Source organism: Streptomyces sp. ISL-10 (genome assembly GCF_018614575.1).
Lineage (GTDB): Bacteria > Actinomycetota > Actinomycetes > Streptomycetales > Streptomycetaceae > Streptomyces.
This window is the reverse complement of sequence record NZ_JAGGOJ010000037.1, coordinates 25220-48276: the sequence shown is the minus strand read 5'-3', so window position 1 is coordinate 48276 and position 23057 is coordinate 25220. Positions and strand designations below refer to the sequence as shown.

Genomic DNA, 23057 nt, shown 5'->3' with positions numbered 1-23057 from the left:
TGCTGTGGACGAAGGAGCGGAACAGGCAACTTCTGGCGCCGATCACCGTGTTGCAGCCCCGGCGTCCCTACGCTCGTTACGGCTTGCGGCCCACCGCTCCGAACTGCGCGACCTCCGGCTGCGTACCGTCCGCGCGCCAGCGGGCGCACGAGACGATGCCCGGCTCCAGAATCTCCGTGCCCTCCAGGAACGAGGCGAACTCCGCGCGTGTGCGCGCCGTGATCGGCGGCGTCGCGTTCTGGTTCCAGAACGCCATCGCCTCGGCGTTCCCCTCGCCGCCCAGCTCCAGCGTCGGATGCGTCAGGACGAGATGGCTGCCGGACGGCACGGCGTCCATCAGCGTCCGCACGATCGCCCTCGCCCGGTCCGTGTCCAGGACGAAGTTGAGGATGCCGAGCATCATCACGGCGACCGGCTGCTTCAGATCCAGCGTCGCCGAGACGGAGTCGAGGATCTCCTCCGGCTGGTGTGCGTCCGCTTCCACGTACTCCGTGACCCCCTGCGCGGATCCGGTCAGCAGCGCACGGGCGTGGGCCAGCACGATCGGGTCGTTGTCCACGTACACGACGCGCGCGTCCGGCGCGATGCGCTGTGCCACCTCGTGCGTGTTGTCCGCGGTCGGCAGGCCCGTGCCGATGTCCAGGAACTGCCGTACGCCCGCCTCACCGGCCAGCAACGACACCGCGCGGCCGAGGAACGCCCGGTCCGCACGGGCGACTTCGCCGATGCTCGGATACATCCCGGTGACCTGGTCGCCGACCGCCCGGTCCGCCGGATAGTTGTCCTTGCCGCCCAGCCAGTAGTTCCACACCCGGGCGTTGTGCGCGATGTCGGTGCGAAGCCTTCCGGTCATGTACGAGGTCCCTTCGGATACCCTGCCCTGTCCAGTACGGTGCCGAGCGCGTCGACACGGTTGGTGGTGATCGAGTCCACACCGCAGGCGAGAAGACGGCGCCACGTGCGCCGGGTGTCGGCGGTCCATGCCGACACCAGCATGCCCTGCCGGTGGACCCGAGCGGTCAACTCCCGCCCGATGAGCCCGAACCGGTAGTTCAGCCAGCGCGGTGCCACCGCGTCCAGCAGCACCGGGCGCGGCGGGGCGAGCGTCGTCCATGTCATGGCGATCTCGGCCGACGGGTCGGCGGAGCGGACGGCGAGCATGGTCGCCGGGCCTGCGCAGTAGTACACCCGCTCACCGGCGCCGCAGTCGTGGACGGTGCCGACCACGGTGCGCACCGACTCCGCGGTCGCGCCGGGCAGATCGATCATCAGACGGTGCGGGCCCGCCTCGTACAGTGCCTGAAGCAGTGTCGGCACACCGCCGCCGGTCAGTGACGCGACCTCGGCGTACGTGAGCCGCGCGAGCGCCACCTCCCGCCCCCACAGGCGCTTCAGCGAGTCGTCGTGCAGCAGGACGGGCACGCCGTCACGGGTCAGCCGGACGTCGATCTCGGCCGCGTCCGCCCCGTGCGCGAACGCCGACCGCAGCGACGGAAGGGTGTTCTCCCGGGCCCGGTAGGGGTCGCCGCGGTGGGCCACGATGGTCACCGGGCGCAGGTCCTCGGCACGCACCCGGCCGCCGTCGCCGTTCAGCGGGCGAGCCACGCGGTCGTGTACGCGTCGATCTCGGCGGCGATACGGGACTTGCCCGCCGCGTCGAGGAACGAGGCCGCCACGGCGTTCTTCGCCAGGTCGGCCAGCCCCCGCTCGTCCAGGTCGAGCAGGCGGGCGGCGACCGCGTACTCGTTGTTGAGGTCGGTGCCGAACATCGGCGGGTCGTCGCTGTTGATCGTCACCAGCACACCGGCCGCGACCATCTCCTTGATCGGGTGCTCGTCGAGGTCGGCGACCGCGCGGGTGGCTATGTTGGAGGTGGGGCAGACCTCCAGCGGGATGCGCCGCTCGGCGAGGTGCGCGAGCAGCCTCGGGTCCTGCACCGAGCTCGTGCCGTGGCCGATGCGCTCGGCACGCAGGTCGGTCAGGGCGTCCCAGACCGTCTGTGGTCCGGTCGTCTCGCCGGCGTGCGGCACGGAGTGCAGCCCCGCGGCGATCGCGCGGTCGAAGTACGGCTTGAACTGGGGACGGGGCACCCCGATCTCCGGGCCGCCGAGCCCGAACGACACCAGTCCCTCCGGGTGCAGGTCCACCGCGAGCCGGGCGGTCTCCTCGGCCGCCTCGAGACCGGCCTCGCCGGGGATGTCGAAGCACCAGCGCAGCACGACGCCGAGCTCACTCTCAGCCGCTTGGCGGGCGTCCTCGATGGCCGCCATGAACGCCTTCTCCTCGATGCCCCGGCGAGTCGAGCTGAACGGCGTGATCGTCAGCTCCGTGTAGCGGATGTTCTGCCGCGCCATGTCCCGGGCCACCTCGAAGGTGAGCAGCCGTACGTCCTCCGGGGTGCGGATCAGGTCGACGACCGAGAGATAGACCTCGACGAAGTGCGCGAAGTCGGTGAAGGTGAAGTAGTCGGCCAGGGCCTCGGGGTCGGTCGGCACCTTGGAGTCGGGGTGGTGCGCGGCCAGTTCGGCGACGATGCGCGGGGAGGCCGACCCGACGTGGTGCACGTGCAGTTCGGCCTTGGGCAGCCCCGCGATGAAGGGGTGCAGATCGGTCATCGTGGTACCTCCGTGTGCGATGCGCCGCTCCTGGTCGGGGGATCATCGTAGGCGGCCGGTCGGGCCGGGGACCGAGGTCGTAGCATGACCGGACCACCTATGGGGGAGATCCATGTCTGACAACCAGGGCAACCACGGCGGGCCGGCGGGCGCGCCCCAGCCGAACGACCCGTGGGCCCCGCCGGCCGGCGGCGCTCCGCAGGACAAGGTGCCGCTGGACAAACCGCAGTCCGCGCCCACGCCGCCGAGCGTGCACGATCAGCAGACGGTCATCGGGATGCCCGGTGCCGGACCCGGCGACACCGGCTCCGCGCCGCCGCCCCCGGTCGCGCCCGGCGGCCCCGCGCCCGCAGCGGGCGCCTACGGTTACCCGGCCGCCCCGAGCCTGCCCCAGCCCCCCGCCTCCGGCGGCTTCGGGGCCCCCTCGGAAGGCTTCGGCGCGCCCTCCGATCCGTACGGCGCCGCCTACCCGGGCTACGCCCCCTACGCCGGACCTAACCCCGGCTGGACGCAGACCCCGGCCAACGGCATGGGCATCACCGCGATGGTGCTCGGCATCCTGTCCGTGTGCCTGTTCTGCCTGTACGGAGTCGTCGGCGTCATCCTCGGCGTACTCGCGCTGATCTTCGGCATCCTCGGGCGCAAGCGTGCGCAGCGCGGCGAGGCCACCAACGGCGGCATGGCCCTGTCCGGCATCATCCTCGGCTCCATCGGCATCGCGCTCGGCCTGATCTTCATCGCCCTCCTCGCCTGGGGCATCACCACAGCGATCAACGAGGACAAGAAGAACAAGGACAACTACGACTACGACTACGACAGCTACTCCAACCACCTGGTCGTCGACGACACCCGCCGGTGACCCGGGCGGGCCCCAGGCTCCCCGGGGCCCGCGCCGGGCCGATCCCGGGCTCCGCCGGGCGCGCCCCGGCCTCTACCCCCGGCCCCGCAGCTCCGCACGCGCCTCCATCAGCGCGAATCCGAGCAGATTGAGCCCGCGCCAGCGCGCGGGATCCTGTGCCCGCTCGTCGTCCGCGGCCAGCCCGATGCCCCAGATGCGGTCGACCGGGCTCGCCTCCACGAGCACCCGCTCGCCGGTGCCCAGCAGGAAGTCGCACAGGTCGGCGTCCTGGCCGAACTTGTGCACACTGCCGGTGCGCACGATGTCGAAGCGCTCGCGCTTCCATATCGCCTCGTCGAAACCGCGCACCAGCCGCCCCGCCTTCTTCGCCTCGGCGGGGCTTTTCGCGTCAAGCGCCTTCCGTTCGGCCTCGGCGTCCCCGAACAGCCGGGCCTTGTGCGCCATCATCCAGTGCTCCGCCGTCGCGTACCGCACGCCCTCGACCTCGAACGGCGAAGGCCACCACTGACTGAGGCAGCCCGCTCCGATGCGGCCGTCGCGGCGCGGCGAGTGGCCCCAGAAGTGCAGGTACTTGATTCGCTGTCCCTCGGCGGCCAGCTTGATCAGTTCATCCGTCCCCATGCACGCGAGTCTGTCAGCTGCCACGGACAGTCCGTCGCGGGACAGGAGGGACGACGCGACACACAGTCGACCGATTCCGTCGCGTAATCAAAAGGCAACAACGGAATCCCTTGTTGCGTGGGTCACTCTCTGCCAGGATCGGCACTCAATTCGCGCTGGGGCAACGGAGAACGTCATGGGCAACGATTACCGGATGCAGGACCGCTTCGCGGCCGGCACGCAGTACATCGGCGGACGACTTCGATCCGGCACCTCGGGCCGTACGCAGGATGTGGTCGACCCGGCGACCGGCGGACGAGTCCACAGCTACGAGCTCGCATCGGCCGCGGACGTCGACGAGGCCGTGGCCGCCGCGCGCGAGGCGCTGCCCGGCTGGGCGGGCGCCACCCCGGGCGAACGGTCCGACGCACTGCACCGGTTCGCGGGCGTGCTCGGCGACCGGGCCGAGGAACTGGCGCACACGGAGACCGTCCAGTGCGGCAAGCCGATCAAGCTCACCACCGAGTTCGACGTGCCGGGAACGGTGGACAACACCGCCTTCTTCGCCGGGGCCGCCCGCCACCTCCAGGGGCAGTCGGCCGGCGAGTACAGCGGCGACCACACGTCCTACGTACGGCGCGAGCCCATCGGCACGGTCGGCTCGATCGCCCCCTGGAACTACCCCCTCCAGATGGCGGCCTGGAAGATCCTCCCGGCAATCGCCGCGGGGAACACCATCGTTCTCAAGCCCGCCGAGATCACGCCGCTCACCTCGCTGCTGTTCGCCGAGGCGGCCGCTGAGGCCGGGATCCCCGCCGGCGTCGTCAACATCGTCAACGGCGCGGGCAAGGACGCGGGCGAGCACCTGGTCGGCCACCCGGACATCGCGATGACCTCGTTCACCGGCTCCACCGCCGTCGGCAGGCGCGTCGCGGAGATCGCCACCGCGAGCGTCAAGCGGCTGCACCTCGAACTCGGCGGCAAGGCCCCCTTCGTGGTCTTCGACGACGCCGACATCGAGGCCGCCGCCCACGGCGCGGTCGCCGGCTCCCTCATCAACTCCGGCCAGGACTGCACGGCCGCCACCCGCGCCTACGTGCAGCGGCCGCTGTACGACGCCTTCGTCGCGGCCGTCGCCGATCTGATGGCCACGGTCCGGCTCGGAGACCCCCTCGATCCCACGACCGACCTCGGCCCGCTCGTCTCGCATCTCCAGCGCGACCGCGTGGCCGGTTTCGTCGAACGGGCACGCGCCTACGCCACCGTCGTCACCGGCGGCGAGGCACCCGGGGGAGACCTCGACCGGGGCGCGTACTACCGGCCCACCCTCATCACGGGCGCCGCCCAGGACAGCGAGATCGTCCAGTCCGAGATCTTCGGACCGGTTCTGGTGGTGCTCCCCTTCGACACCGACGACGAGGGAATCGCCCTCGCCAACGACACCCCCTACGGGCTCGCGGCCTCCGCCTGGAGCCGCGACGTCTACCGGGCCGGCCGGGCCACCCGCGAGATCAAGGCGGGCTGCGTCTGGGTCAACGACCACATTCCGATCATCAGCGAGATGCCGCACGGCGGATACAAGGCATCCGGCTTCGGCAAGGACATGTCGGCGTACTCCTTCGAGGAGTACACGCAGGTCAAGCACGTCATGTACGACAACACCGCGATCGCCAGAAAGGGCTGGCACCGCACGATCTTCGGGGACCGACCGTAACGACATGCGGCTACCGCCGCGTGGTGTCAGGCCGCGCGACCGGCGGCCGATCCCACCCGAAAGGGCAGAGCGTCATGGAGCAGTACGAATCGGAGCGCCTCTCGGCGGCGCAGATCGCCGCGATGCGTCGCAGCCTGACCAACGGGCGGGGTGCCCTCTCCCGCCGTTCGCTGCTGCGCGCGTCGAGTTTCGGCGCACTCACGGCCGGCGGCGCCGGCCTGCTGAGCGCCTGCGGCATCCCGCCCGCCAAGCGCGAGGCCGGAGCCGAGGGCTCAACGGACTTCTCGGACAAGGAGAAGCGGCTCACCTTCTCCAACTGGACCGAGTACATGGACACCAGCGAGGACGAGAAGAGCCGTCCGACCCTTGAGGAGTTCACCCGGCGCACCGGGATCACGGTCAAGTACACCGAGGACATCAACGACAACGTCGAGTTCTTCGGCAAGATCCAGCCGCAGCTCGCGGCCGGGCAGGACACCGGCCGCGATCTGATCAACGTCACCGACTGGCTGGCCGCCCGGATCATCCGGCTGGGCTGGGCGCAGAAGCTCGACGCGTCGCTGCTGCCCAACGCCTACGCCAACCTCTCCCAGCAGTTCCGCAGCCCAGACTGGGACCCGGGCCGCGCCTACAGCTACCCGTGGACCGGCATCCCGACCGTCATCGCCTACAACATCAAGGCGACCGGCGGCCGCAAGGTCGACTCCGTCACCCAACTGCTCGACGACCCCCGGCTCAAGGGCCGGGTCAGCTTCCTCACCGAGATGCGCGACACGGTCGGCATGACCCTGCTCGACATGGGCAAGGACCCCGTCAAGGTCACCGACGCCGACTTCGACGCCGCCCTCGGCAGGCTGCAGAAGGCCGTCGACAGGAAGCAGATCCGCCGCTTCACCGGCAACGACTACACGTCGGACCTCGACAAGGGCGACATCGCCGCCTGCATCGCCTGGGCCGGCGACCTCATCCAGCTCCAGGTCGACAACCCCGACATCCGCTACACGATCCCCGACGCGGGCTACATGACGGCCACCGACAACCTCCTGGTCCCGGCTCACGCACGGCACCGGAAGAACGCCACTCGCCTGATCGACTACTACTACGAACTCCCCGTCGCGGCGAAGCTCGCCGCGTACATCAACTATGTGACGCCGGTCGCCGGAGTCGCCCCCGAACTGGCGAAGATCGACCCCGAGCTGGCCAAGAACCCGCTGATCATCCCGGACGAGGCCATGGCGGCCAAGTCCCACTCCTTCCGCTCGCTCGGCAGCGCGGAAGAGACGGCGTACGAGGAGAAGTTCGCCAAGCTCATCGGTGCCTGACCCACACGTCCTGACGACCCGACACCACCTGGGACCGCGACCCATGACTGAAAAGACAGAGGGCGGCGACGTCCGCCTCTCCGGGATCAGCAAGACCTACGGCTCCTTCACCGCCGTCCACCCGCTCGATCTGACCGTCCCGCAGGGCTCCTTCTTCGCGCTCCTCGGCGCGTCCGGCTGCGGAAAGACGACCACCCTGCGCATGATCGCCGGCCTGGAGGACCCCTCCACCGGCACCGTCTCGCTCGGCGCCCGCGACGTCACCGGCCTGCCCCCCCACAAGCGCCCGGTCAACACGGTCTTCCAGAGCTATGCGCTCTTCCCGCACCTGAGCATCTACGAGAACATCGCCTTCGGACTGCGCCGCCGCGGCGTCGGCTCCGTGCGGCAGCAGGTCGGCGACATGCTCGACCTCGTCCAGCTCGGCGACTTCGCCCAGCGCAAGCCGCACCAGCTCTCCGGCGGCCAGCAGCAGCGCGTCGCCGTCGCCCGCGCGCTGATCAACCACCCGCAGGTCCTCCTCCTCGACGAGCCGCTCGGCGCGCTGGACCTCAAGCTGCGCCGTCAGATGCAGCTGGAGCTCAAGCGCATCCAGACGGAGGTCGGCATCACCTTCGTCCATGTCACCCACGACCAGGAGGAGGCCATGACCATGGCCGACACGGTCGCGGTCATGAACGGCGGCCGGGTCGAGCAGCTGGGCGCGCCCGCCGAGCTCTACGAGAACCCGCGCACCACCTTCGTCGCCAACTTCCTCGGCACCTCCAACCTCATCGAGGCCGAGGTCGTCGACAACAGCGGCGGCGAGGTCGTCGTCACCGCGGGCGGCGGCAAGCTGCGGCTGCCCGCCGGACGCTGCCCCGACGTCGTGCGCTCCGGCGGCAAGCTGCTCGTCGGCGTCCGGCCCGAGAAGATCTCGCTCACCACCGCCGACGAGGCGGACTCCGTCGCCGCCGGCCGGAACGCCGTCACCGGCCGGATCGTGGACTCCTCCTTCATCGGCGTGTCCACGCAGTACGTGGTGGAGAGCCCGGTCGGCAAGGCACTCGAGGTCTACGCACAGAACGTGGAGCACCGGGCCGGACTCGTACCCGGTGCGGAGGTCGTCCTGCACTGGAACCCCGAGCACACCTTCGGGCTGGACGCCGCCCAGGACATCGCGGCGGGCGTCGAGACGGTGGAGGAGACGCCATGACCGTCACCGAGGCGCCGCCGCCCACCGCCCCGGCACCGGCCGAACCACCCGTCCACAAGACCTCCCTTCGCCGCCGGCTGATCCCGTACTGGCTGCTGCTGCCGGGCCTCGTGTGGCTGCTGGTCTTCTTCGCGCTGCCGCTCGTCTACCAGGCCTCGACCTCCGTGCAGACCGGCTCCCTGGAGGAGGGCTTCGAGGTCACCTGGCACTTCGCGACCTACTGGGACGCGCTGACCGAGTACTACCCGCACTTCCTTCGGTCGCTGCTGTACGCGGGCGCGGCCACCGCCCTGTGTCTGCTGCTCGGCTATCCGCTCGCCTACCTGATCGCGTTCAAGGCGGGCCGCTGGCGCAACCTGCTGCTGGTGCTCGTCATCGCGCCCTTCTTCACCAGCTTCCTGATCCGTACGCTCGCCTGGAAGACGATCCTGGCCGACGGCGGACCGGTGGTGGAGGTCCTGAACGCCATCGGGTTCCTCGACGTCACCAGCTGGCTCGGGATGACCGAGGGCGACCGCGTCCTCGCCACACCGCTCGCCGTCGTCACCGGTCTGACGTACAACTTCCTCCCCTTCATGATCCTTCCGCTGTACACGTCGCTGGAGCGGATCGACCCTCGGCTGCACGAGGCGGCCGGGGACCTGTACGCGAGCCCCGCCAAGGTCTTCCGCAAGGTGACGTTCCCGCTGTCCATGCCGGGCGTCGTCTCCGGAACGCTGCTGACGTTCATCCCCGCGAGCGGCGACTACGTCAACGCCGAGCTGCTGGGGTCCACCGACACCCGCATGATCGGAAACGTCATCCAGTCGCAGTTCCTTCGGGTGCTCGACTACCCGACGGCGGCCGCGCTGTCGTTCATCCTGATGGCGGTCGTGCTGGTCACGGTCACCGTTTACATCCGACGGGCCGGAACGGAGGACCTGGTCTGATGCGTTGGACAAGGCGCAACCTCGTGGTGGTGGCGGGCCTGCTCACGCTCGCGTACCTGATCGTGCCGAACATCGTCGTCATGGTGTTCTCCTTCAACAAGCCGGCCGGCCGGTTCAACTACTCCTGGCAGGAGTTCTCCACGGACGCCTGGAAGGACCCGTGCGGTGTGGCCGACATGTGCGGCTCGCTCACGCTGTCCCTCCAGATCGCCCTGTGGGCGACGGCCGGGGCGACCCTCCTGGGCGCGATGATCGCCTTCGCGCTCGTGCGCTACCGCTTCCGGGCCCGGGGCACGGTCAACTCGCTGATCTTCCTGCCCATGGCGATGCCCGAGGTGGTCATGGCCGCCTCGCTGCTCACGCTCTTTCTCAACCTCGGTGTGCAGCTGGGCTTCTGGACCATCCTCATCGCCCACACCATGTTCTGCCTCAGCTTCGTGGTGGTCGCCGTCAAGGCACGCGTCATGTCGATGGACCCGCGACTGGAGGAGGCGGCCCGCGACCTGTACGCGGGACCGGTGCAGACGTTCCTGCGGGTCACCCTGCCGATCGCCGCGCCCGGCATCGCGGCAGGCGCGATGCTCGCCTTCGCGCTGTCCTTCGACGACTTCATCATCACCAACTTCAACTCCGGAAACACCGTCACCTTCCCCATGTTCGTGTGGGGTTCGGCCCAGCGCGGTACACCGGTGCAGATCAATGTCATCGGTACGGCCATGTTCGCCGTCGCCGTGCTGATCGTCCTCACCGGCCAGATCGTCAGCAGCCGGCGCAGGAAATCCGCGCTGCCCCAATAGGCCCCCGGGCCCGAAGAAGGAGTGGAAACCATGGCCCCGGCCGCCCTGCCCTTCGCCTCGTCCCTCGCCGACGCCCGGCCCGTCCCCTTCTGGCTGGACGACCCCGGCAGGCCCGGCGCCCGGCCCGCCCTCACCGGCACCGAACGCTGCGATCTCCTCGTCGTCGGCGGCGGCTACAGCGGACTGTGGACCGCGCTGCTCGCCAAGGAGCGCGACCCCGGGCGGGACGTGGTCCTGATCGAGGGCCGCGAGGTGGGCTGGGCCGCCTCGGGCCGCAACGGCGGCTTCTGCGCCGCCTCCCTCACCCACGGCCTCGGCAACGGACTCGCCCGCTGGCCGCAGGAGCTCGGGCGGCTGGAGGAGCTCGGGGCACGCAACCTGGACGCGATCGAGGACACCGTCGCCCGCTACGGGATCGACTGCGACTTCGAGCGCACCGGCGAGATCGACGTGGCCACCGAGCCCCACCAGCTCGCCGAACTGAACGAGCTGCACCAGGAGGCGACCCGGCTGGGCTTCGGCGGACTGCAGATGCTCGACCGGGACGCCGTGCGCGCCGAGGTGGACTCGCCGACCTTCCTCGGCGGTCTGTGGGACCGCGACGGCGTCGCCATGCTGCACCCGGCCAAGCTGGCCTGGGGGCTCAAGCAGACGTGCCTCGGCCTCGGCGTGCGCATCTACGAGAACACCCGGGGACTCGAACTCGCCCCGTCCGGGCCGGGCATGGCCGTACGCACCCCGTACGGCCGTGTCCTGGCCCGGCACGTCGCACTCGGCACCAATGTGTTCCCGTCGCTGGTCAAACGGGTTCGCCCGTACACCGTCCCGGTCTACGACTACGCGCTGACGACCGAACCGCTGAGCGTCGAGCAGCTCGCCTCCGTGGGCTGGAAGCGCAGGCAGGGCCTCGGCGACAGCGCCAACCAGTTCCACTACTTCCGCATCACCGCCGACCACCGCATTCTGTGGGGCGGTTACGACGCGGTCTATCCGTTCGGCGGCCGGCTCGATGCGGAGCTGGACCACCGGCCCGAGACCTACCTCAGGCTCGCCGGCCACTTCTTCCACTGCTTCCCGCAACTGGAGGGCATCCGGTTCAGCCACGCCTGGGGTGGTGCCATCGACACCTGCTCGCGGTTCGCCGCGTTCTTCGGCACCGCGCACGGCGGAAAGGTCGCCTACGCCGCCGGGTACACCGGTCTCGGCGTCGGTGCGACCCGGTTCGGCGCCGACGTGATGCTCGATCTGCTGGCCGGCGCCCGCACCGAGCGCACCGAGCTGAAGATGGTGCGCAGCAAGCCGCTCCCGTTCCCGCCCGAGCCGGTCGCCTGGGCCGGTATCGGGCTCACCAAGTGGTCTCTGGCCAGGGCAGACGCCAACGGCGGCCGGCGCAACGCGTGGCTGCGGACACTGGACCGGCTCGGGCTCGGCTTCGACAGCTGAATTCCCCATGACCCCGGACGGCTTGGGGAACGCACGACGACGCCTCGCTGCCGGCGCTCGCGATGCACCAGGCGGTGGCAGGCACCGCGCGGCACGCGCGGCACGCACCGCGCGTGCCGATGGGGAACGGGGCGGACGAGGCAGTCAGGGCGGAACGTGCCACAGGTCTTGACAACCACCTTGGTCTGGGCCGCGTTGTGCGCGCCGCCCCACTCCGAATCCCCCAGCCCGGGGGCAGTTGGGCGCTGGACTGCCTGACGAAGAAGACCGACTGCGGCTCCTGCACCACCCACGGCACCTGGCCCGCGCTGCGCGGCCTGATGACCAGGTCGATCAACTGGGACCGCTTCAACCGGTGGGAGTTCTCGCGGAACTTCGTTGCATACCGGTCGAGTTGAGGACCAGCAGCACCACGCCGAACAGGCACCAGCTGCCCAGGACGTCCAGTGGCCAGTGGTAGCCGCGCAGGACGAGCCCGATGCCCGTCGCCACCGTGAGCACCACGGCGACGGGCGTCGCCCATCGTCGGCGCAGATACGGGGTGACCAGCAGCGCGGCACCGCAGTAGGCGACCATCGCGGTCGCGGTGTGCCCCGACGGATACCAGCCCGTGCCCGGCTCCAGCGGTCCCGGACGGGCGATCCAGACCTTGAGCGGAATCACCAGCGCGGGCACCGCCGCCATGGCGAGCACGGTGGCCAGCGCGGGCCGCCACCGCCGGCCGCGCCACAGCGTCCACGCGACGGCGGCTGCGAGCACGGGAAGGGCGACGGTCATGCTGCCGAGATCGGCGAGCGGTTGCGTCAGCGCGTCGGGCGCATCCCGGAAGACGGCACGTCCCAGGCGTTCGTCCGCCCTGCGCAGCGGTCCGTGCGCGGCGACCTGCCAGGTGATCAGCGCGAAGAGCGTGCAGCACAGCGCGAGCGCGGCGGCCCGTGAACGCCGAGAGGCCGGCCGCATCGGGACAGGGGGGGTGGTCCCGATGCGGCCGGCCGGACCGGTTTGCCGCACGCCCCGGGGGGTTTGGGGCGAGCGGCAAACCGATCGGTGAGGAGTTCCGGAGCGTGAGGCTCCAGCGGTGTGCGCGGTGGCACGACCCGGTCGGGGCTGGGGATGCTCCGGTCCGGGGTCGCCCGCGGTCGCCCGCGAGCTGGGTGTTTCTTCCATCTGCGGAAACCGTACGGCAGAGGCAGGGGGGACCGACAGACGGATTCCCATCCCGCCATCGGCCCCCCACAGCTTCTTCACAGAGCGGCTCCGTCGTTCCGGATCGGCCCTGGTCAGATGGCTGCGAACGCCTGCTCGATGATGTCCAGGCCCTCGTTCAGAAGGTCCTCGCCGATCACCAGCGGGGGCAGGAAGCGCAGCACGTTGCCGTACGTGCCACAGGTGAGGACGACCAGGCCTTCGGCGTGGCAGGCCTTGGCGAGCGCGCCGGCGGCCTCGGCGTTCGGCTCCTTCGTCGCCGGGTCCTTCACCAGCTCGATCGCGATCATGGCACCGCGGCCGCGGATGTCGCCGATGATCTCGTACTTCTCCTGCATCGCGGCGAGGCGGCCCTTCATGACCTCCTCGATGCGCTTGGCCTTGGCGTTGAGGTCGAGCTCCTTCATCGTCTCGATCGAGCCGAGGGCACCGGCACAGGCCACCGGGTTGCCGCCGTAGGTGCCGCCGAGGCCGCCCGCGTGCGGGGCGTCCATGATCTCGGCGCGGCCGGTGACGGCGGCGAGCGGCAGCCCGCCCGCGATGCCCTTGGCCGTGGTGATCAGGTCCGGGACGATGCCCTCGTCCTCGCAGGCGAACCACTGGCCGGTGCGGCAGAAGCCGGACTGGATCTCGTCGGCGACGAAGACGATGCCGTTGTCCTTGGCGAACTGCGAGATCGCGGGCAGGAAGCCCTTGGCCGGCTCGATGAAGCCGCCCTCGCCGAGGACCGGCTCGATGATGATCGCGGCGACGTTCTCGGCGCCGACCTGCTTGGAGATCTGGTCGATGGCCTGGGCGGCGGCCTCGGGACCGCAGTTCTCCGGGCCGGTGGGCCAGCGGTAGCCATAGGCGACCGGGACGCGGTAGACCTCGGGCGCGAACGGGCCGAAGCCGTGCTTGTACGGCATGTTCTTGGCGGTGAGCGCCATGGTGAGGTTCGTCCGGCCGTGGTAGCCGTGGTCGAACACGACGACGGCCTGGCGCTTGGTGTACGCGCGGGCGATCTTGACGGCGTTCTCGACGGCCTCGGCGCCGCTGTTGAACAGCGCGGACTTCTTGGCGTGGTCGCCCGGGGTCAGCTCGGCGAGCGCCTCGCAGACCTCCACGTAGCCCTCGTACGGGGTGACCATGAAACAGGTGTGGGTGAAGTCCTGCAGCTGGGCGCTCGCCCGGCGCACGACGGCCTCGGCGGAGGCGCCGACCGAGGTCACGGCGATGCCGGAGCCGAAGTCGATGAGGCGGTTGCCGTCGATGTCCTCGATGATCCCGCCGCCCGCACGGGCCGTGAAGACGGGCAGCACGGACCCCACACCGCCGGCGACCGTGGCCGTACGGCGGGCCTGAAGCTCCTGCGACTTCGGGCCGGGGATGGCGGTGACGACGCGGCGCTCCTGCGGGATTGCGGTCATGCGGGGCTCCTGGGGGTGTATCCGGACGCTTGTTGTCTTTCTCCGCAGGCTAGGGGCCGGGGAGGGGTGGGGGCATGCGCCGTTCGGGAGTGTTGGGGGTGTGTCGTTGTCCTCGACGGCCATAGTCGCGCCTCCGCGCGGGCCCGCGGGCGCGAGGCACCTCGTCCGGACCGGGCCTGGTCGAGGTGGGCCTTGGACCGTTGCCGGGTCCCGTGTGGGTGTCGGGCGCGGGCGCGCGGCGTGACCATGGCCGAGGCCGGCCTCGGACCGGCCCTGGCGCAGACGGGGTTTGTGGACCCGGCCCCGGCGGGGCGGGGCCTGTCCATCCGGATGTTCGGGGAGACCGGACCACGGGACGCGCCCCGGGCCGCAGGGCGGCTGAGTCAGCCCCTTGCCAGGCGGCGCCGGGCGTACGCGGAACGGCCGACTCGCGGTCGCCCGCGCGGGGGCCCAGTGTCCACCTTGCGTGGCCTCGGCCACGGCCGTCGGCCCCTGTCATGTCACGCCGCCCGGCGGTGGGAAGGTCAGGCGCAGGCCTCGGCGGTGGCCGGTCATACCGGTCCAGGCCGGGGACCTCGGGACGGTCGGTCCGGGTGGCGGTCGCCGACGCCCGGCCCGGGGAGGGGCGTTGGGACGGGGCGGCGGTCGGCGAGCGGGGTGCTGCCGGTGGCCTGCCCCGCCGTGGGTGGCCGGGTGGGCGGTCAGCCCGCGGCGTGACAGGGACTTCGGGGGCGAAGTGCGTCACCGCCGCCGTCAGGCGGTGTTTGTCCAGCACCGACAGTAGACGGCGCGGGAGGTCTGGACTACCTCCGGCGGGACACACGGCACGAGGCGACGCGTTGTGCCCTGCGAGCTGCCCTGGCCGCGGGCCCGGCAGCGGGAGCGTGCCCCGCCGGCCCCGTCCGTCCGGCCGTAGCGTGCCTCGTAGACGGCGTCGGGCACCGTGGACCTGTCGGCAGGGCGTGGACGGAAGTTGCCAGCGGCCGCCGTCCGGCGGAAGGGCCCGCGGCCGCGTTCGACGCCCTGCGGCGGGTGGCCGGTGTCCATGACACCGGCGCGAGTCGCTGAACTCCCCACGCCGGGGCACTAGATTGACGGGTGCACAGAGCGGACCTGGCTGGTCAGGGGGCAGCGGTTTCATGGAATCCGAAGGCACATTCGACGCACGCGGCACACGCGCCAATCCCGTGTCCCGTCCGGCCGGACCGCCGTCCGAGGCACCGGCCGCGCCCTCCTCGGAGCCGGCCCGCGACGAGTGGCCCGACGCCCCGTCACCCCACAGCCCGTCCATGCCGCCGGGCACGCCGGCCCTGCCGGGGCACGCGCCCACGACCCGCCCCGCCGTGCTGGAGTGGCTGCGCACACCGCGGCCCCAGGCCGAGCCCGGCGTCTGGCGGCTCGGCCACCGCCGACGCCCCGACGAGGAGCCCGAACTCGTCCCGGCCAGGCGCCTGTTCTCCGGCGCGATCATCTCCCTGCTCAGCGGCTGGCTCCTGTGGTCCCTGCTGTGGAACGGCTACCTCGGCCGCTACTGGCTGTGGCCCCTCCTCGTCCTCACCCCCGACTCGTGGCGCGCCGACGCCACCACCTGGGCCAACGCCAGCTACGTGTACTACGCGATCGTCGGCGGCGGCATGCTGGTGTTCTTCGCCCGCATCGGCCATGTGCCCGAGATCTGGCACCGCTACGTCGTACGCCGCCGCAAGCCCGCTCCCTCAGCGCCCCCGCCCGAGGCCGACCTCGCCGACTGGCCCGAGCTGCGCGGCGCCGGCCTCGGCGACGCCGCCGCGCGGCTGGGCGAAGCCGCCCGGTCCGGGGCCCTCGGTGACGTCGACTACGCCCGTATCCGGCGCGCCTGGCAGGGCGTCCACGCCCGGCCCGAACGGCTCGCCGCCTTCGCCGACACCGTGCGCAGGCACGGGCCCGCCGCCTGCGCCCACCCCTCCGGCCTGCGCGACCTGCCGGTGCGCACGGCCACCCACGACCTCGTCACCGGGCAGGTCAAGATCGGCACCGTCGTCGACGACAGCCGCAATCCCTACGCGCGGCGTACCACCGGCGTGGCCCTGGAGCCCGCGTTGCTCGGGACCTCGCTGCTCGCCGTCGGGCCCTCCGGTTCCGGCAAGAGCGTGCGGCTCGTGCGGCCCGTCGTCGAGTCGCTGTGCCTGCTCGCGCTCGCCAACCGGGCCGCCGTCGTCGCAGTCACCGCCTACGGCGCCGCCGTCGCCCCGGACGGCGACTTCGACCTCGTCATCTCCGTGGGCCGGGCGGGATCCACCCACGATCTCGACCTGTACGGCGGGGCCGACGACCCCGACGAGGCCGCCCGAATGCTCGCGGAAGCGCTCGTCGGCGACCTCGCGGCCGGTCTCCCCGGCGGCGACAGCCGCCGCGCCGCGACCGCGCTCGCCCAGCTCATCGGCCCCTACCAGTGCGTCCATGGTCACTTCCCCGCCGTCCCGGAGCTGCGCGAACTCCTCAGTGGCGCGCCCTCGGCCCTGGACGAGCTGCGCTCCGCGCTCCGGGCCGCGGGCGAGGCCTCCCAGCTCCGCGAACTCGACGCACGTGAACGGCAGTCGGCGCGCGGCGACGACATCGGCGTGCTGCTCGCCGAGCGGATCGCGTTCCTGGACCGGCCCGCCTTCGCGGACTTCTTCCGCACCGACGGCGGCGGCCGGCAGTTCTCGCTGCGCTCCATCGAGCACCCGCTGCGGGTCCGTGTCGACCTTCCGGAGCGCGGCCACGCCGAGGCGTCCCGGATCATCGCGCGGCTGGTGCTGGCGCAGTTCACCGAGGCCGCGCTCGCCCGCACCGACCGCTCGCTGTTCGCCTGCCTGGTCCTCGACGACGCCTCGTACACGGTCACCGCCGACTCGGTGCGCGCGGTGCAACGCCTGCGTACCGCCAACGCGGGCGTCGTCTTCGCGCTGCGGACGCTGGAAGACGTGCCGGAAGCGCTGCGCGGCCCGCTGCTCGGCGCGGTCGGCTGCCGTATGGCGTTCGCCGGGCTCGCGCCCTGGGACGGCGGGCACTTCGCCGAGACCTGGGGCACCGAGTGGGTCCAGACCCGGGACGTCACCAACCGGCAGATCATCTCCGACGAACCGTTCACCAAGGCCCTGCACATGATGCGCCGCCTGGTCACCGGCCGGGCGGTCACCGCGGAGGCGGTGACCGTGCGCGAGGTCGAGCGGGCCCGCTGGTCGGCGTCCGACCTGGCGCACGGGCTGCCCGCCGGGCACGCGGTCCTGTCGCTGACCAGCGTCCGCGGTGAGCACGCGCCGCCCCTCCTGGTAGATCTGCGGACCTGAGCGGATCTCCGGACTGCTACGAGCTGGCAGAATCGAGGTAGGCCGTTCATACGGGACGGCGAAATCCCGCACCTCTGCTCGGAGGGCCACAGGTCCATGCCGCCCACCCTCGCCTCGCTCGTGCAGCACTCTGCGCTCAAGCTCACCGTGCGCGCCGGTGAGGACCGCCTCGAGACCCCCGTGCGCTGGGCCCACGTCAGCGAGCTCGCCGACCCCGTGCCGTATCTGGAGGGCGGCGAGCTGCTGCTCGTCACCGCCATGACCCTGGACGCCGAGGACCCCGAGGCGATGCGGCGCTATGTGCGCAGGCTGGTCGCGGCGGGCGTGGTCGGCCTCGGCTTCGCGGTCGGGGTCAACTACGAGGACGTGCCCGACGCCCTCCTCGACGCAGCGAAGGAGGAGCGGCTTCCGCTGCTTGCCGTACCGCGCCGCACACCGTTCATCGCCATATCGAAGGCCGTGTCCGCCGCGATCGCCGCCGACCAGTACCGGGCCGTGACCGCCGGTTTCGAGGCGCAGCGCGAGATGACCCGCGCGGCGCTCGCCGAGGGCCCGGCGGCGGTCGTCGCACGGCTCGCCGCGCATGTCGAGGGCTGGGCCGCCCTGTACGACGCCTCCGGCGCGGTCGTGGCCGCCGCGCCCGAGTGGGCGACCCGCCGGGCTGCCCGCTTCACGGCCGACGTGGAACGGCTGCGGGAGCGGCCCGCGCCCGCGAGCGCGGTCGTCGGCGGCGCGGAGGACGACGACCGGGTCGAACTCCAGTCGCTCGGCTCCGGCCGCCGGGTGCGCGGCGCGCTCGCTGTCGGCACCGGGGCACCCCTCGGCACCGCCGAGCGGTACGCGGTCCACTCGGCCGTCGCCCTGCTCACGCTCTCCACGGAACGCTCCCGCTCGCTCCAGGCCGCGGAACAGCGTCTGGGCGCCGCCGTGCTGCGGATGCTGCTGGCCGGCCAGCCGGACCACGCGCGTGCGGTCGCCGGCGACCTGTACGGCGGGCTGCTCGACGCGCCCTTCCGGCTGCTGATCGCCGAGGCCTCGGGGGAGACGGACGGCGACGCCGGGGGTGACCCGCTCGCCGAGTTCACCGAATCGCTGGAGTCGGCGGCGGCGCGCGCCGGCGAGGCGGTGCTGGTCGTTCCGGACACCGACGGCCGCCTGGTGGTGCTCGCGGCGGACGGCGGCGCGGTCGTCGCCTCGTGCACGGCCGCGTACGCGGGCAAGGAGGCCGAGGACGCGCAGAGCGTCGTCGGACTCTCCGCGCCGACGGGACCGATAGCGGCGGCGGGGGCGTACAAGCAGGCGGAACAGGCCCTGTCGGTGGCCCGGCGGCGCGGCCGCGTGCTGGTCGAGCACGAGGAGCTCGCGACGGGTTCGATCCTGCCGCTGCTTGCGGACGACGCGGTGCGCGCTTTCGCCGACGGCATGCTGCGCGCGCTCCACGAGCACGACGCCACGGGCCGGGGCGACCTCGTGGCGTCACTGCGCGCCTGGCTGTCCCGCCACGGCCAGTGGGACGCGGCGGCGGCGGACCTCGGCGTGCACCGCCACACGCTGCGCTACCGGATGCGCCGCGTGGAAGAGATCCTGGGCCGCTCCCTGGACGACCCGGACGTCCGGATGGAGCTCTGGCTTTCCCTGAAGACGACGTCGACGCCCCCCACGACCTGACAGCCCCCAGGGGACCACGCCGGCCGGGCAGAAGCCTCCGGCCGGTGGGACGCATTAGGCGGCAGCCGCCGCGCGGCTCGGCCTGCGCGCGGTGGTGCGGCCAGCCGGGCGGGTCGGCATGAAGCGGTGCGACCAGCCCGCGGCCCGGCCCGGCCGCGCGAAGCGGTCCAACCGCCGCAGCCCGGTCGACCGGGGCCCGCCCAACGCCGTGCGCGGCCCGTGCCGCGACCGCAGCCATGGTCCCGGGCCGGGCGGCGAGCCCGCCTGCGGTGCCGGCCGCCCGGCACTCCGGCCACGCCACCCGAAAACCTCGCCCCCGGCGAAGAATTTTCCGCTTCGCTGCCCGATCCCGGGCAGAATCGTTGCAGTTCAGCCCGTGACTTCCTATCTTCCTCGCTTGTGAGGGCGCGCCCCGGCACACGTCGTGGGGCGCGTCGCCGTGGAGGCGAGGAGCACCGATGGGCACACGCGTTGCCGGCGAGGACACGACCTTCAAGGGCGTCCTGCCCGGTGGGGCCGCAGGGCGGCGGATCAGCGGGGCCGTATGGGCCGCCCTCGGCATCGTGTACGTCGTCTGGGGGTCCACGTATCTCGGTATCCGCGTCGTCGTCGAGACCATGCCGCCCTTCCTGTCCGCAGGCGCCCGGTTCGTCGTCGCCGGCGCCGTCCTCGGCGCGCTCGTCGCCTGGCGGTACGGGCCCTCGGCGCTCAAGGTCACCCGGGTCCAGCTCGGCTCGGCCGCCCTCGTCGGCCTGCTGCTGCTCCTCGGCGGAAACGGCCTCGTCGTCCTCGCCGAGACCTCCGTCCCGTCCGGCCTCACCGCTCTGATGATCGCCGTCGTCCCCGCCTGGGTGGTCGTCCTGCGCAGGTCCTTCGGTGAACGCCCCGGCCCCGGCGCCTACCTCGGCGTCCTGCTGGGTCTCGCCGGACTCGCCGTGCTGACCCTGCCCGGTCTCAGCGGCGATGTGCGGATCGGCGGCGTGTTCACGGTGATCGTGGCGACCGTTCTGTGGGCGGTGGGCTCCTTCTCGTCGTCCCGTATCCCGATGCCCGCCAACCCCTTCGCGGCCAGTGCCTACGAGATGGTCGCGGGCGGCCTCGGCTGTGCGGCCGTCGCCCTCTTCCGCGGCGAGCAGCACGGCTTCCGCCTGGAGGACGCCTCCGCCCGGTCCTGGACCGCTTTCGCCTACCTCGTCGTCTTCGGCTCGCTGCTCGCGTTCACCGCGTACGCCTGGCTGCTGCACTCCGCTCCGCTGTCCCTCGTCGCGACCTACGCGTACGTGAACCCGGTCGTCGCCGTGCTGCTGGGCGCACTCGTCCTCGACGAGCGGCTGTCCTGGCCGATCGCCGTGGGCGGTGTGGTCGTCGTGGCGGGGGTCTGCCTCATCGTCAGCACCGAAAGGCGCCGCTGACCCGCCCGTCGACCCGCCCTCTCGCCAAAGCGTCGCAGACCGGCCGGCCACCACTACGCGCCGGATAAACACATTGGCGGGCCGCCGGTCCTACGGTGGGCACAGACCAACCCCCATCTACTTCGGAAGGGCCGGGACATGACCTCCACCCACGCCTTCTGGCTCGCCGGCCGCCAGGCCACCGGCGAGGCCGCCTTCGACGTCACCTCCCCCTGGGACGGCCGGCTCGTCGGCCGGGTCTCCGTGCCCACCGAGGCGCAGGTCGAGGAGGCCGTCGCCGCGGCGCACGCCGTGATCGACGAGTTCGCCGCGACCCCGGCCCATGTGCGTGCCGCCGCTCTGGACCACGTCTCCAAGCGCCTGGTGGAGCGCACGGAGGAGATCGCCCAGCTGATCTCCGCCGAGAACGGCAAGCCGATCAAGTGGGCGCGCGGCGAGGTCGGCCGCGCCGTGTCCGTCTTCCGGTTCGCCGCCGAGGAGGCCCGCCGCTTCAACGGCGGCGAGGCGCAGCGGCTGGACACCGACGCGGGCGGCCAGGGCCGTCTCGCTCTGACCCGCCGCTTCCCCAAGGGCGTCGTCCTCGGTATCGCGCCGTTCAACTTCCCACTCAACCTGTGCGCCCACAAGATCGCCCCGGCCATCGCGGTCGGTGCGCCGATCATCCTCAAGCCCGCCCCGGCGACCCCGCTGTCCGGGCTGATCCTCGGTGAGCTGCTCGCCGAAACCGACCTGCCCGCCGGTTCCTGGTCGGTGCTGACCGTCCCGAACGAGCAGATGCCCGCCCTGGTGAAGGACGAGCGCCTGCCGGTCATCTCCTTCACCGGCTCCGACAAGGTCGGCTACGCGATCATGGACTCGGTCCCGCGCAAGCACTGCACCCTGGAGCTGGGCGGCAACGGTGCGGCGGTGGTCCTCGCGGACTTCGCGAGCGAGCAGGACCTGGACTGGGCGGCGACCCGTATCGCCACCTTCTCCAACTACCAGGGCGGCCAGTCCTGCATCTCCGTGCAGCGCGTGATCGCCGACGCGTCCGTCTACGACCGGCTGCTGCCGAAGATCGTCGCGGCGGTCGAGGCCCAGGTCACGGGCGACCCGTCCGACTCGGCGACCGATGTCGGCCCGCTCGTCAGCGAGGACGCCGCCAAGCGGGTGGAGTACTGGGTCGACGAGGCCGTCCAGGGCGGTGCCAAGCTGCTGACCGGCGGCAAGCGCGACGGCGCCACCTACGCGCCCACCGTCCTCACCGACGTCCCCGCCGATGTCAACCTCGCCTGCGAGGAGGTCTTCGGTCCGGTCCTGACCGTGACGAAGGCCGACGGCGAGGACGAGGCGTTCGCGGCCGTCAACGACTCCAAGTACGGCCTCCAGGCCGGTGTGTTCACGCACGACCTGCAGACCGCCTTCCGCGCCCACCGCGCCCTCGAGGTCGGCGGCGTGATCGTCGGCGACGTCCCGTCCTACCGTGCCGACCAGATGCCGTACGGCGGTGCCAAGCAGTCCGGCGTCGGTCGTGAGGGCGTGGCCTTCGCGATGGACGACTACACGTACGAGCGAGTGCTGGTCCTCACGGGCCTGGCCATGTAGTACGTCACCTGGACCAACGGCCGGAGCCCACTGTGCGGGGGCTCCGGCCGTTGTCTTGTCTGCCGGCGTTCGAATCCGCTGCCGAGATGTCCCCCTGGCCCCGACCATCCCCAGTCACTCGACGTTCGGTGGTAGGAGCTTGGCGGTCGCCAACCTTCAGTGACCGAGTGCTGGGGACGGGATCCGCATATAGCCCGATCGGACGGCTCGCGGTGGGCTGATCTGTTGATTTCCCAGCCTGCTTGTCGTGCTTTGCGACGTAAGGGCCGAATCAAAAATCCGCCACGATGGTTTCGGCGGGTGCACTTGCCGTAGTGCTCAATATTGTCCCCAGCACGGAAGCCATCGCCGACGCGGTTCACAGGTCCGGCGCCGATCACAGCCTGGGGCTGCCAGGCCCGAACGGCGCCACCAGTGCCGATCGCGACAAGGACCGCGACAAGGACCGCGACAAGGACCGCGACAAGGACCGCGACAGAGACCGTGGGCCGCAGGGCCCCCAGGGTGAGCAGGGCGACCAGGGTCCCCAGGGCACGCAGGGTGCTCAAGGCGCACAGGGCGCACAGGGCACCGGAACGCAGGGTGCCCAGGGTGCCCAGGGCGCACAAGGGGCGACCGGCACGGCCGTCGTCACCGAAGTGATCGGAAATCTCGCAACCGTGGCACCCGGATCCAGTGCTGTCAGCACTGCCACCTGCCCGGCCGGCCAGCATGCGATCTCCGGCGGCCACATCATGAGCTTTGGGCCCATCGCGGTTATCTCGCAGCGGACTTCGGTCAACAGCCCCGGCGACAGCTGGCGGGTATTCGTCGACAACCCCTATAGCACCGAGGAGGAATTTGGATGGGCGATCGCGTACTGCGTTCCCGTCTAGAGATCACGTAGCGCGAGCGTCTCTGCTGTGCGGGCGGGGCTCTCCACGCTCCGCAAGCTGACGGGGTGCAAGGAAGGCCCGGCGGCCCACCGCCCGGGCCTTCCGCTTCGTCGAGCGG

The 23057-nt window shown here is 71.6% G+C and carries 18 protein-coding genes; 12 read left to right on the top strand and 6 right to left on the bottom strand.

Annotated features, from left to right (window positions below):
* Window positions 1-76: 76 nt before the first annotated feature.
* The 3 genes from J7E88_RS31950 to J7E88_RS31940 are packed head-to-tail and all read right to left on the bottom strand — an operon-like array spanning window position 77 to window position 2615.
* Window positions 77-853: an SAM-dependent methyltransferase gene (locus tag J7E88_RS31950; protein WP_215186947.1), complete on the bottom strand. Its 777-nt coding sequence runs from the start codon at window positions 851-853 to the stop codon at window positions 77-79.
* On the bottom strand, window positions 850-1557 hold the full coding sequence (locus tag J7E88_RS31945) for a glycerophosphodiester phosphodiesterase (protein ID WP_215186960.1): 708 nt from the start codon (window positions 1555-1557) through the stop codon (window positions 850-852). Before J7E88_RS31945 ends, J7E88_RS31950 begins: the two co-directional genes overlap by 4 nt.
* Before the next feature lie 32 nt (window positions 1558-1589).
* On the bottom strand, window positions 1590-2615 hold the full coding sequence (locus tag J7E88_RS31940; protein WP_215186946.1) for an adenosine deaminase: 1026 nt from the start codon (window positions 2613-2615) through the stop codon (window positions 1590-1592).
* A gap of 112 nt (window positions 2616-2727) precedes the next feature.
* Here J7E88_RS31940 and J7E88_RS31935 point away from each other — a divergent pair, with 112 nt between their 5' ends.
* On the top strand, window positions 2728-3474 hold the full coding sequence (locus J7E88_RS31935; RefSeq protein WP_215186945.1) for a DUF4190 domain-containing protein: 747 nt from the start codon (window positions 2728-2730) through the stop codon (window positions 3472-3474).
* A gap of 72 nt (window positions 3475-3546) precedes the next feature.
* Here the strand turns inward: J7E88_RS31935 and J7E88_RS31930 are convergent, their stop codons facing one another.
* Complete coding sequence (locus J7E88_RS31930; RefSeq protein WP_215186944.1) at window positions 3547-4095, bottom strand: NADAR family protein; 549 nt, start codon at window positions 4093-4095, stop codon at window positions 3547-3549.
* A 175-nt stretch (window positions 4096-4270) separates the two neighbouring features.
* Here J7E88_RS31930 and J7E88_RS31925 point away from each other — a divergent pair, with 175 nt between their 5' ends.
* The 6 genes from J7E88_RS31925 (at window position 4271) to J7E88_RS31900 (ending at window position 11474) form a co-directional block, all read left to right on the top strand.
* Window positions 4271-5788 (top strand): gamma-aminobutyraldehyde dehydrogenase, encoded by a 1518-nt coding sequence (locus J7E88_RS31925; RefSeq protein WP_215186943.1) that lies wholly within the window; start codon window positions 4271-4273, stop codon window positions 5786-5788.
* Window positions 5789-5862: 74 nt separating this feature from the next.
* On the top strand, window positions 5863-7110 hold the full coding sequence (locus J7E88_RS31920; RefSeq protein WP_215186942.1) for a PotD/PotF family extracellular solute-binding protein: 1248 nt from the start codon (window positions 5863-5865) through the stop codon (window positions 7108-7110).
* Window positions 7111-7153: 43 nt separating this feature from the next.
* Window positions 7154-8305: an ABC transporter ATP-binding protein gene (locus J7E88_RS31915; protein WP_215186941.1), complete on the top strand. Its 1152-nt coding sequence runs from the start codon at window positions 7154-7156 to the stop codon at window positions 8303-8305.
* The gene (locus J7E88_RS31910; protein ID WP_215186940.1) at window positions 8302-9234 is read left to right on the top strand and encodes an ABC transporter permease; all 933 of its coding nucleotides are present in this window, start codon (window positions 8302-8304) and stop codon (window positions 9232-9234) included. Before J7E88_RS31915 ends, J7E88_RS31910 begins: the two co-directional genes overlap by 4 nt.
* Window positions 9234-10031 (top strand): ABC transporter permease, encoded by a 798-nt coding sequence (locus tag J7E88_RS31905; protein ID WP_215186939.1) that lies wholly within the window; start codon window positions 9234-9236, stop codon window positions 10029-10031. The genes J7E88_RS31910 and J7E88_RS31905 overlap by 1 nt, the downstream gene beginning before the upstream one ends.
* Before the next feature lie 30 nt (window positions 10032-10061).
* Window positions 10062-11474 (top strand): FAD-binding oxidoreductase, encoded by a 1413-nt coding sequence (locus J7E88_RS31900; protein WP_215186938.1) that lies wholly within the window; start codon window positions 10062-10064, stop codon window positions 11472-11474.
* Window positions 11475-11822: 348 nt separating this feature from the next.
* Here the strand turns inward: J7E88_RS31900 and J7E88_RS31895 are convergent, their stop codons facing one another.
* Together J7E88_RS31895 and gabT are read right to left on the bottom strand one after the other, a co-directional pair.
* Window positions 11823-12641, bottom strand: a complete 819-nt coding sequence (locus J7E88_RS31895) for a phosphatase PAP2 family protein (RefSeq protein ID WP_215186937.1) — start codon at window positions 12639-12641, stop codon at window positions 11823-11825.
* A gap of 113 nt (window positions 12642-12754) precedes the next feature.
* Entirely contained in the window at window positions 12755-14089 is a 1335-nt protein-coding gene (gabT, locus tag J7E88_RS31890) for a 4-aminobutyrate--2-oxoglutarate transaminase (RefSeq protein WP_215186936.1), read from the bottom strand.
* A 1139-nt stretch (window positions 14090-15228) separates the two neighbouring features.
* Here gabT and J7E88_RS31885 point away from each other — a divergent pair.
* The 5 genes from J7E88_RS31885 to J7E88_RS31865 all read left to right on the top strand — a co-directional run bounded on the left by J7E88_RS31885 (window position 15229) and on the right by J7E88_RS31865 (window position 22939).
* Window positions 15229-17400: an ATP-binding protein gene (locus J7E88_RS31885; protein ID WP_215186935.1), complete on the top strand. Its 2172-nt coding sequence runs from the start codon at window positions 15229-15231 to the stop codon at window positions 17398-17400.
* A 96-nt stretch (window positions 17401-17496) separates the two neighbouring features.
* The gene (locus J7E88_RS31880) at window positions 17497-19068 is read left to right on the top strand and encodes a PucR family transcriptional regulator (protein WP_215186934.1); all 1572 of its coding nucleotides are present in this window, start codon (window positions 17497-17499) and stop codon (window positions 19066-19068) included.
* Between the two features lie 458 nt (window positions 19069-19526).
* Window positions 19527-20480, top strand: a complete 954-nt coding sequence (locus tag J7E88_RS31875; protein WP_215186933.1) for an EamA family transporter — start codon at window positions 19527-19529, stop codon at window positions 20478-20480.
* A 138-nt stretch (window positions 20481-20618) separates the two neighbouring features.
* Window positions 20619-22064: an aldehyde dehydrogenase family protein gene (locus J7E88_RS31870; protein WP_215186932.1), complete on the top strand. Its 1446-nt coding sequence runs from the start codon at window positions 20619-20621 to the stop codon at window positions 22062-22064.
* Window positions 22065-22378: 314 nt separating this feature from the next.
* Window positions 22379-22939, top strand: coding sequence for a hypothetical protein (locus J7E88_RS31865; protein ID WP_215186931.1), 561 nt, complete (start codon window positions 22379-22381; stop codon window positions 22937-22939).
* Window positions 22940-23057: the final 118 nt, after the last annotated feature.

Excerpts from the sequence above, each read along its gene's own strand:
- J7E88_RS31920 (WP_215186942.1), top strand. The coding sequence starts at position 5,863 with ATGGAGCAGTACGAATCGGAGCGCCTCTCGGCGGCGCAGATCGCCGCG.
- J7E88_RS31875 (WP_215186933.1), top strand. The coding sequence starts at position 19,527 with ATGGGCACACGCGTTGCCGGCGAGGACACGACCTTCAAGGGCGTCCTG.
- J7E88_RS31900 (WP_215186938.1), top strand. The coding sequence starts at position 10,062 with ATGGCCCCGGCCGCCCTGCCCTTCGCCTCGTCCCTCGCCGACGCCCGG.
- gabT (WP_215186936.1), bottom strand. The coding sequence starts at position 14,089 with ATGACCGCAATCCCGCAGGAGCGCCGCGTCGTCACCGCCATCCCCGGC.
- J7E88_RS31915 (WP_215186941.1), top strand. The coding sequence starts at position 7,154 with ATGACTGAAAAGACAGAGGGCGGCGACGTCCGCCTCTCCGGGATCAGC.
- J7E88_RS31910 (WP_215186940.1), top strand. The coding sequence starts at position 8,302 with ATGACCGTCACCGAGGCGCCGCCGCCCACCGCCCCGGCACCGGCCGAA.
- J7E88_RS31885 (WP_215186935.1), top strand. The coding sequence starts at position 15,229 with ATGGAATCCGAAGGCACATTCGACGCACGCGGCACACGCGCCAATCCC.
- J7E88_RS31870 (WP_215186932.1), top strand. The coding sequence starts at position 20,619 with ATGACCTCCACCCACGCCTTCTGGCTCGCCGGCCGCCAGGCCACCGGC.
- J7E88_RS31940 (WP_215186946.1), bottom strand. The coding sequence starts at position 2,615 with ATGACCGATCTGCACCCCTTCATCGCGGGGCTGCCCAAGGCCGAACTG.
- J7E88_RS31880 (WP_215186934.1), top strand. The coding sequence starts at position 17,497 with ATGCCGCCCACCCTCGCCTCGCTCGTGCAGCACTCTGCGCTCAAGCTC.
- J7E88_RS31925 (WP_215186943.1), top strand. The coding sequence starts at position 4,271 with ATGGGCAACGATTACCGGATGCAGGACCGCTTCGCGGCCGGCACGCAG.
- J7E88_RS31930 (WP_215186944.1), bottom strand. The coding sequence starts at position 4,095 with ATGGGGACGGATGAACTGATCAAGCTGGCCGCCGAGGGACAGCGAATC.
- J7E88_RS31950 (WP_215186947.1), bottom strand. The coding sequence starts at position 853 with ATGACCGGAAGGCTTCGCACCGACATCGCGCACAACGCCCGGGTGTGG.
- J7E88_RS31895 (WP_215186937.1), bottom strand. The coding sequence starts at position 12,641 with ATGGAAGAAACACCCAGCTCGCGGGCGACCGCGGGCGACCCCGGACCG.
- J7E88_RS31935 (WP_215186945.1), top strand. The coding sequence starts at position 2,728 with ATGTCTGACAACCAGGGCAACCACGGCGGGCCGGCGGGCGCGCCCCAG.
- J7E88_RS31905 (WP_215186939.1), top strand. The coding sequence starts at position 9,234 with ATGCGTTGGACAAGGCGCAACCTCGTGGTGGTGGCGGGCCTGCTCACG.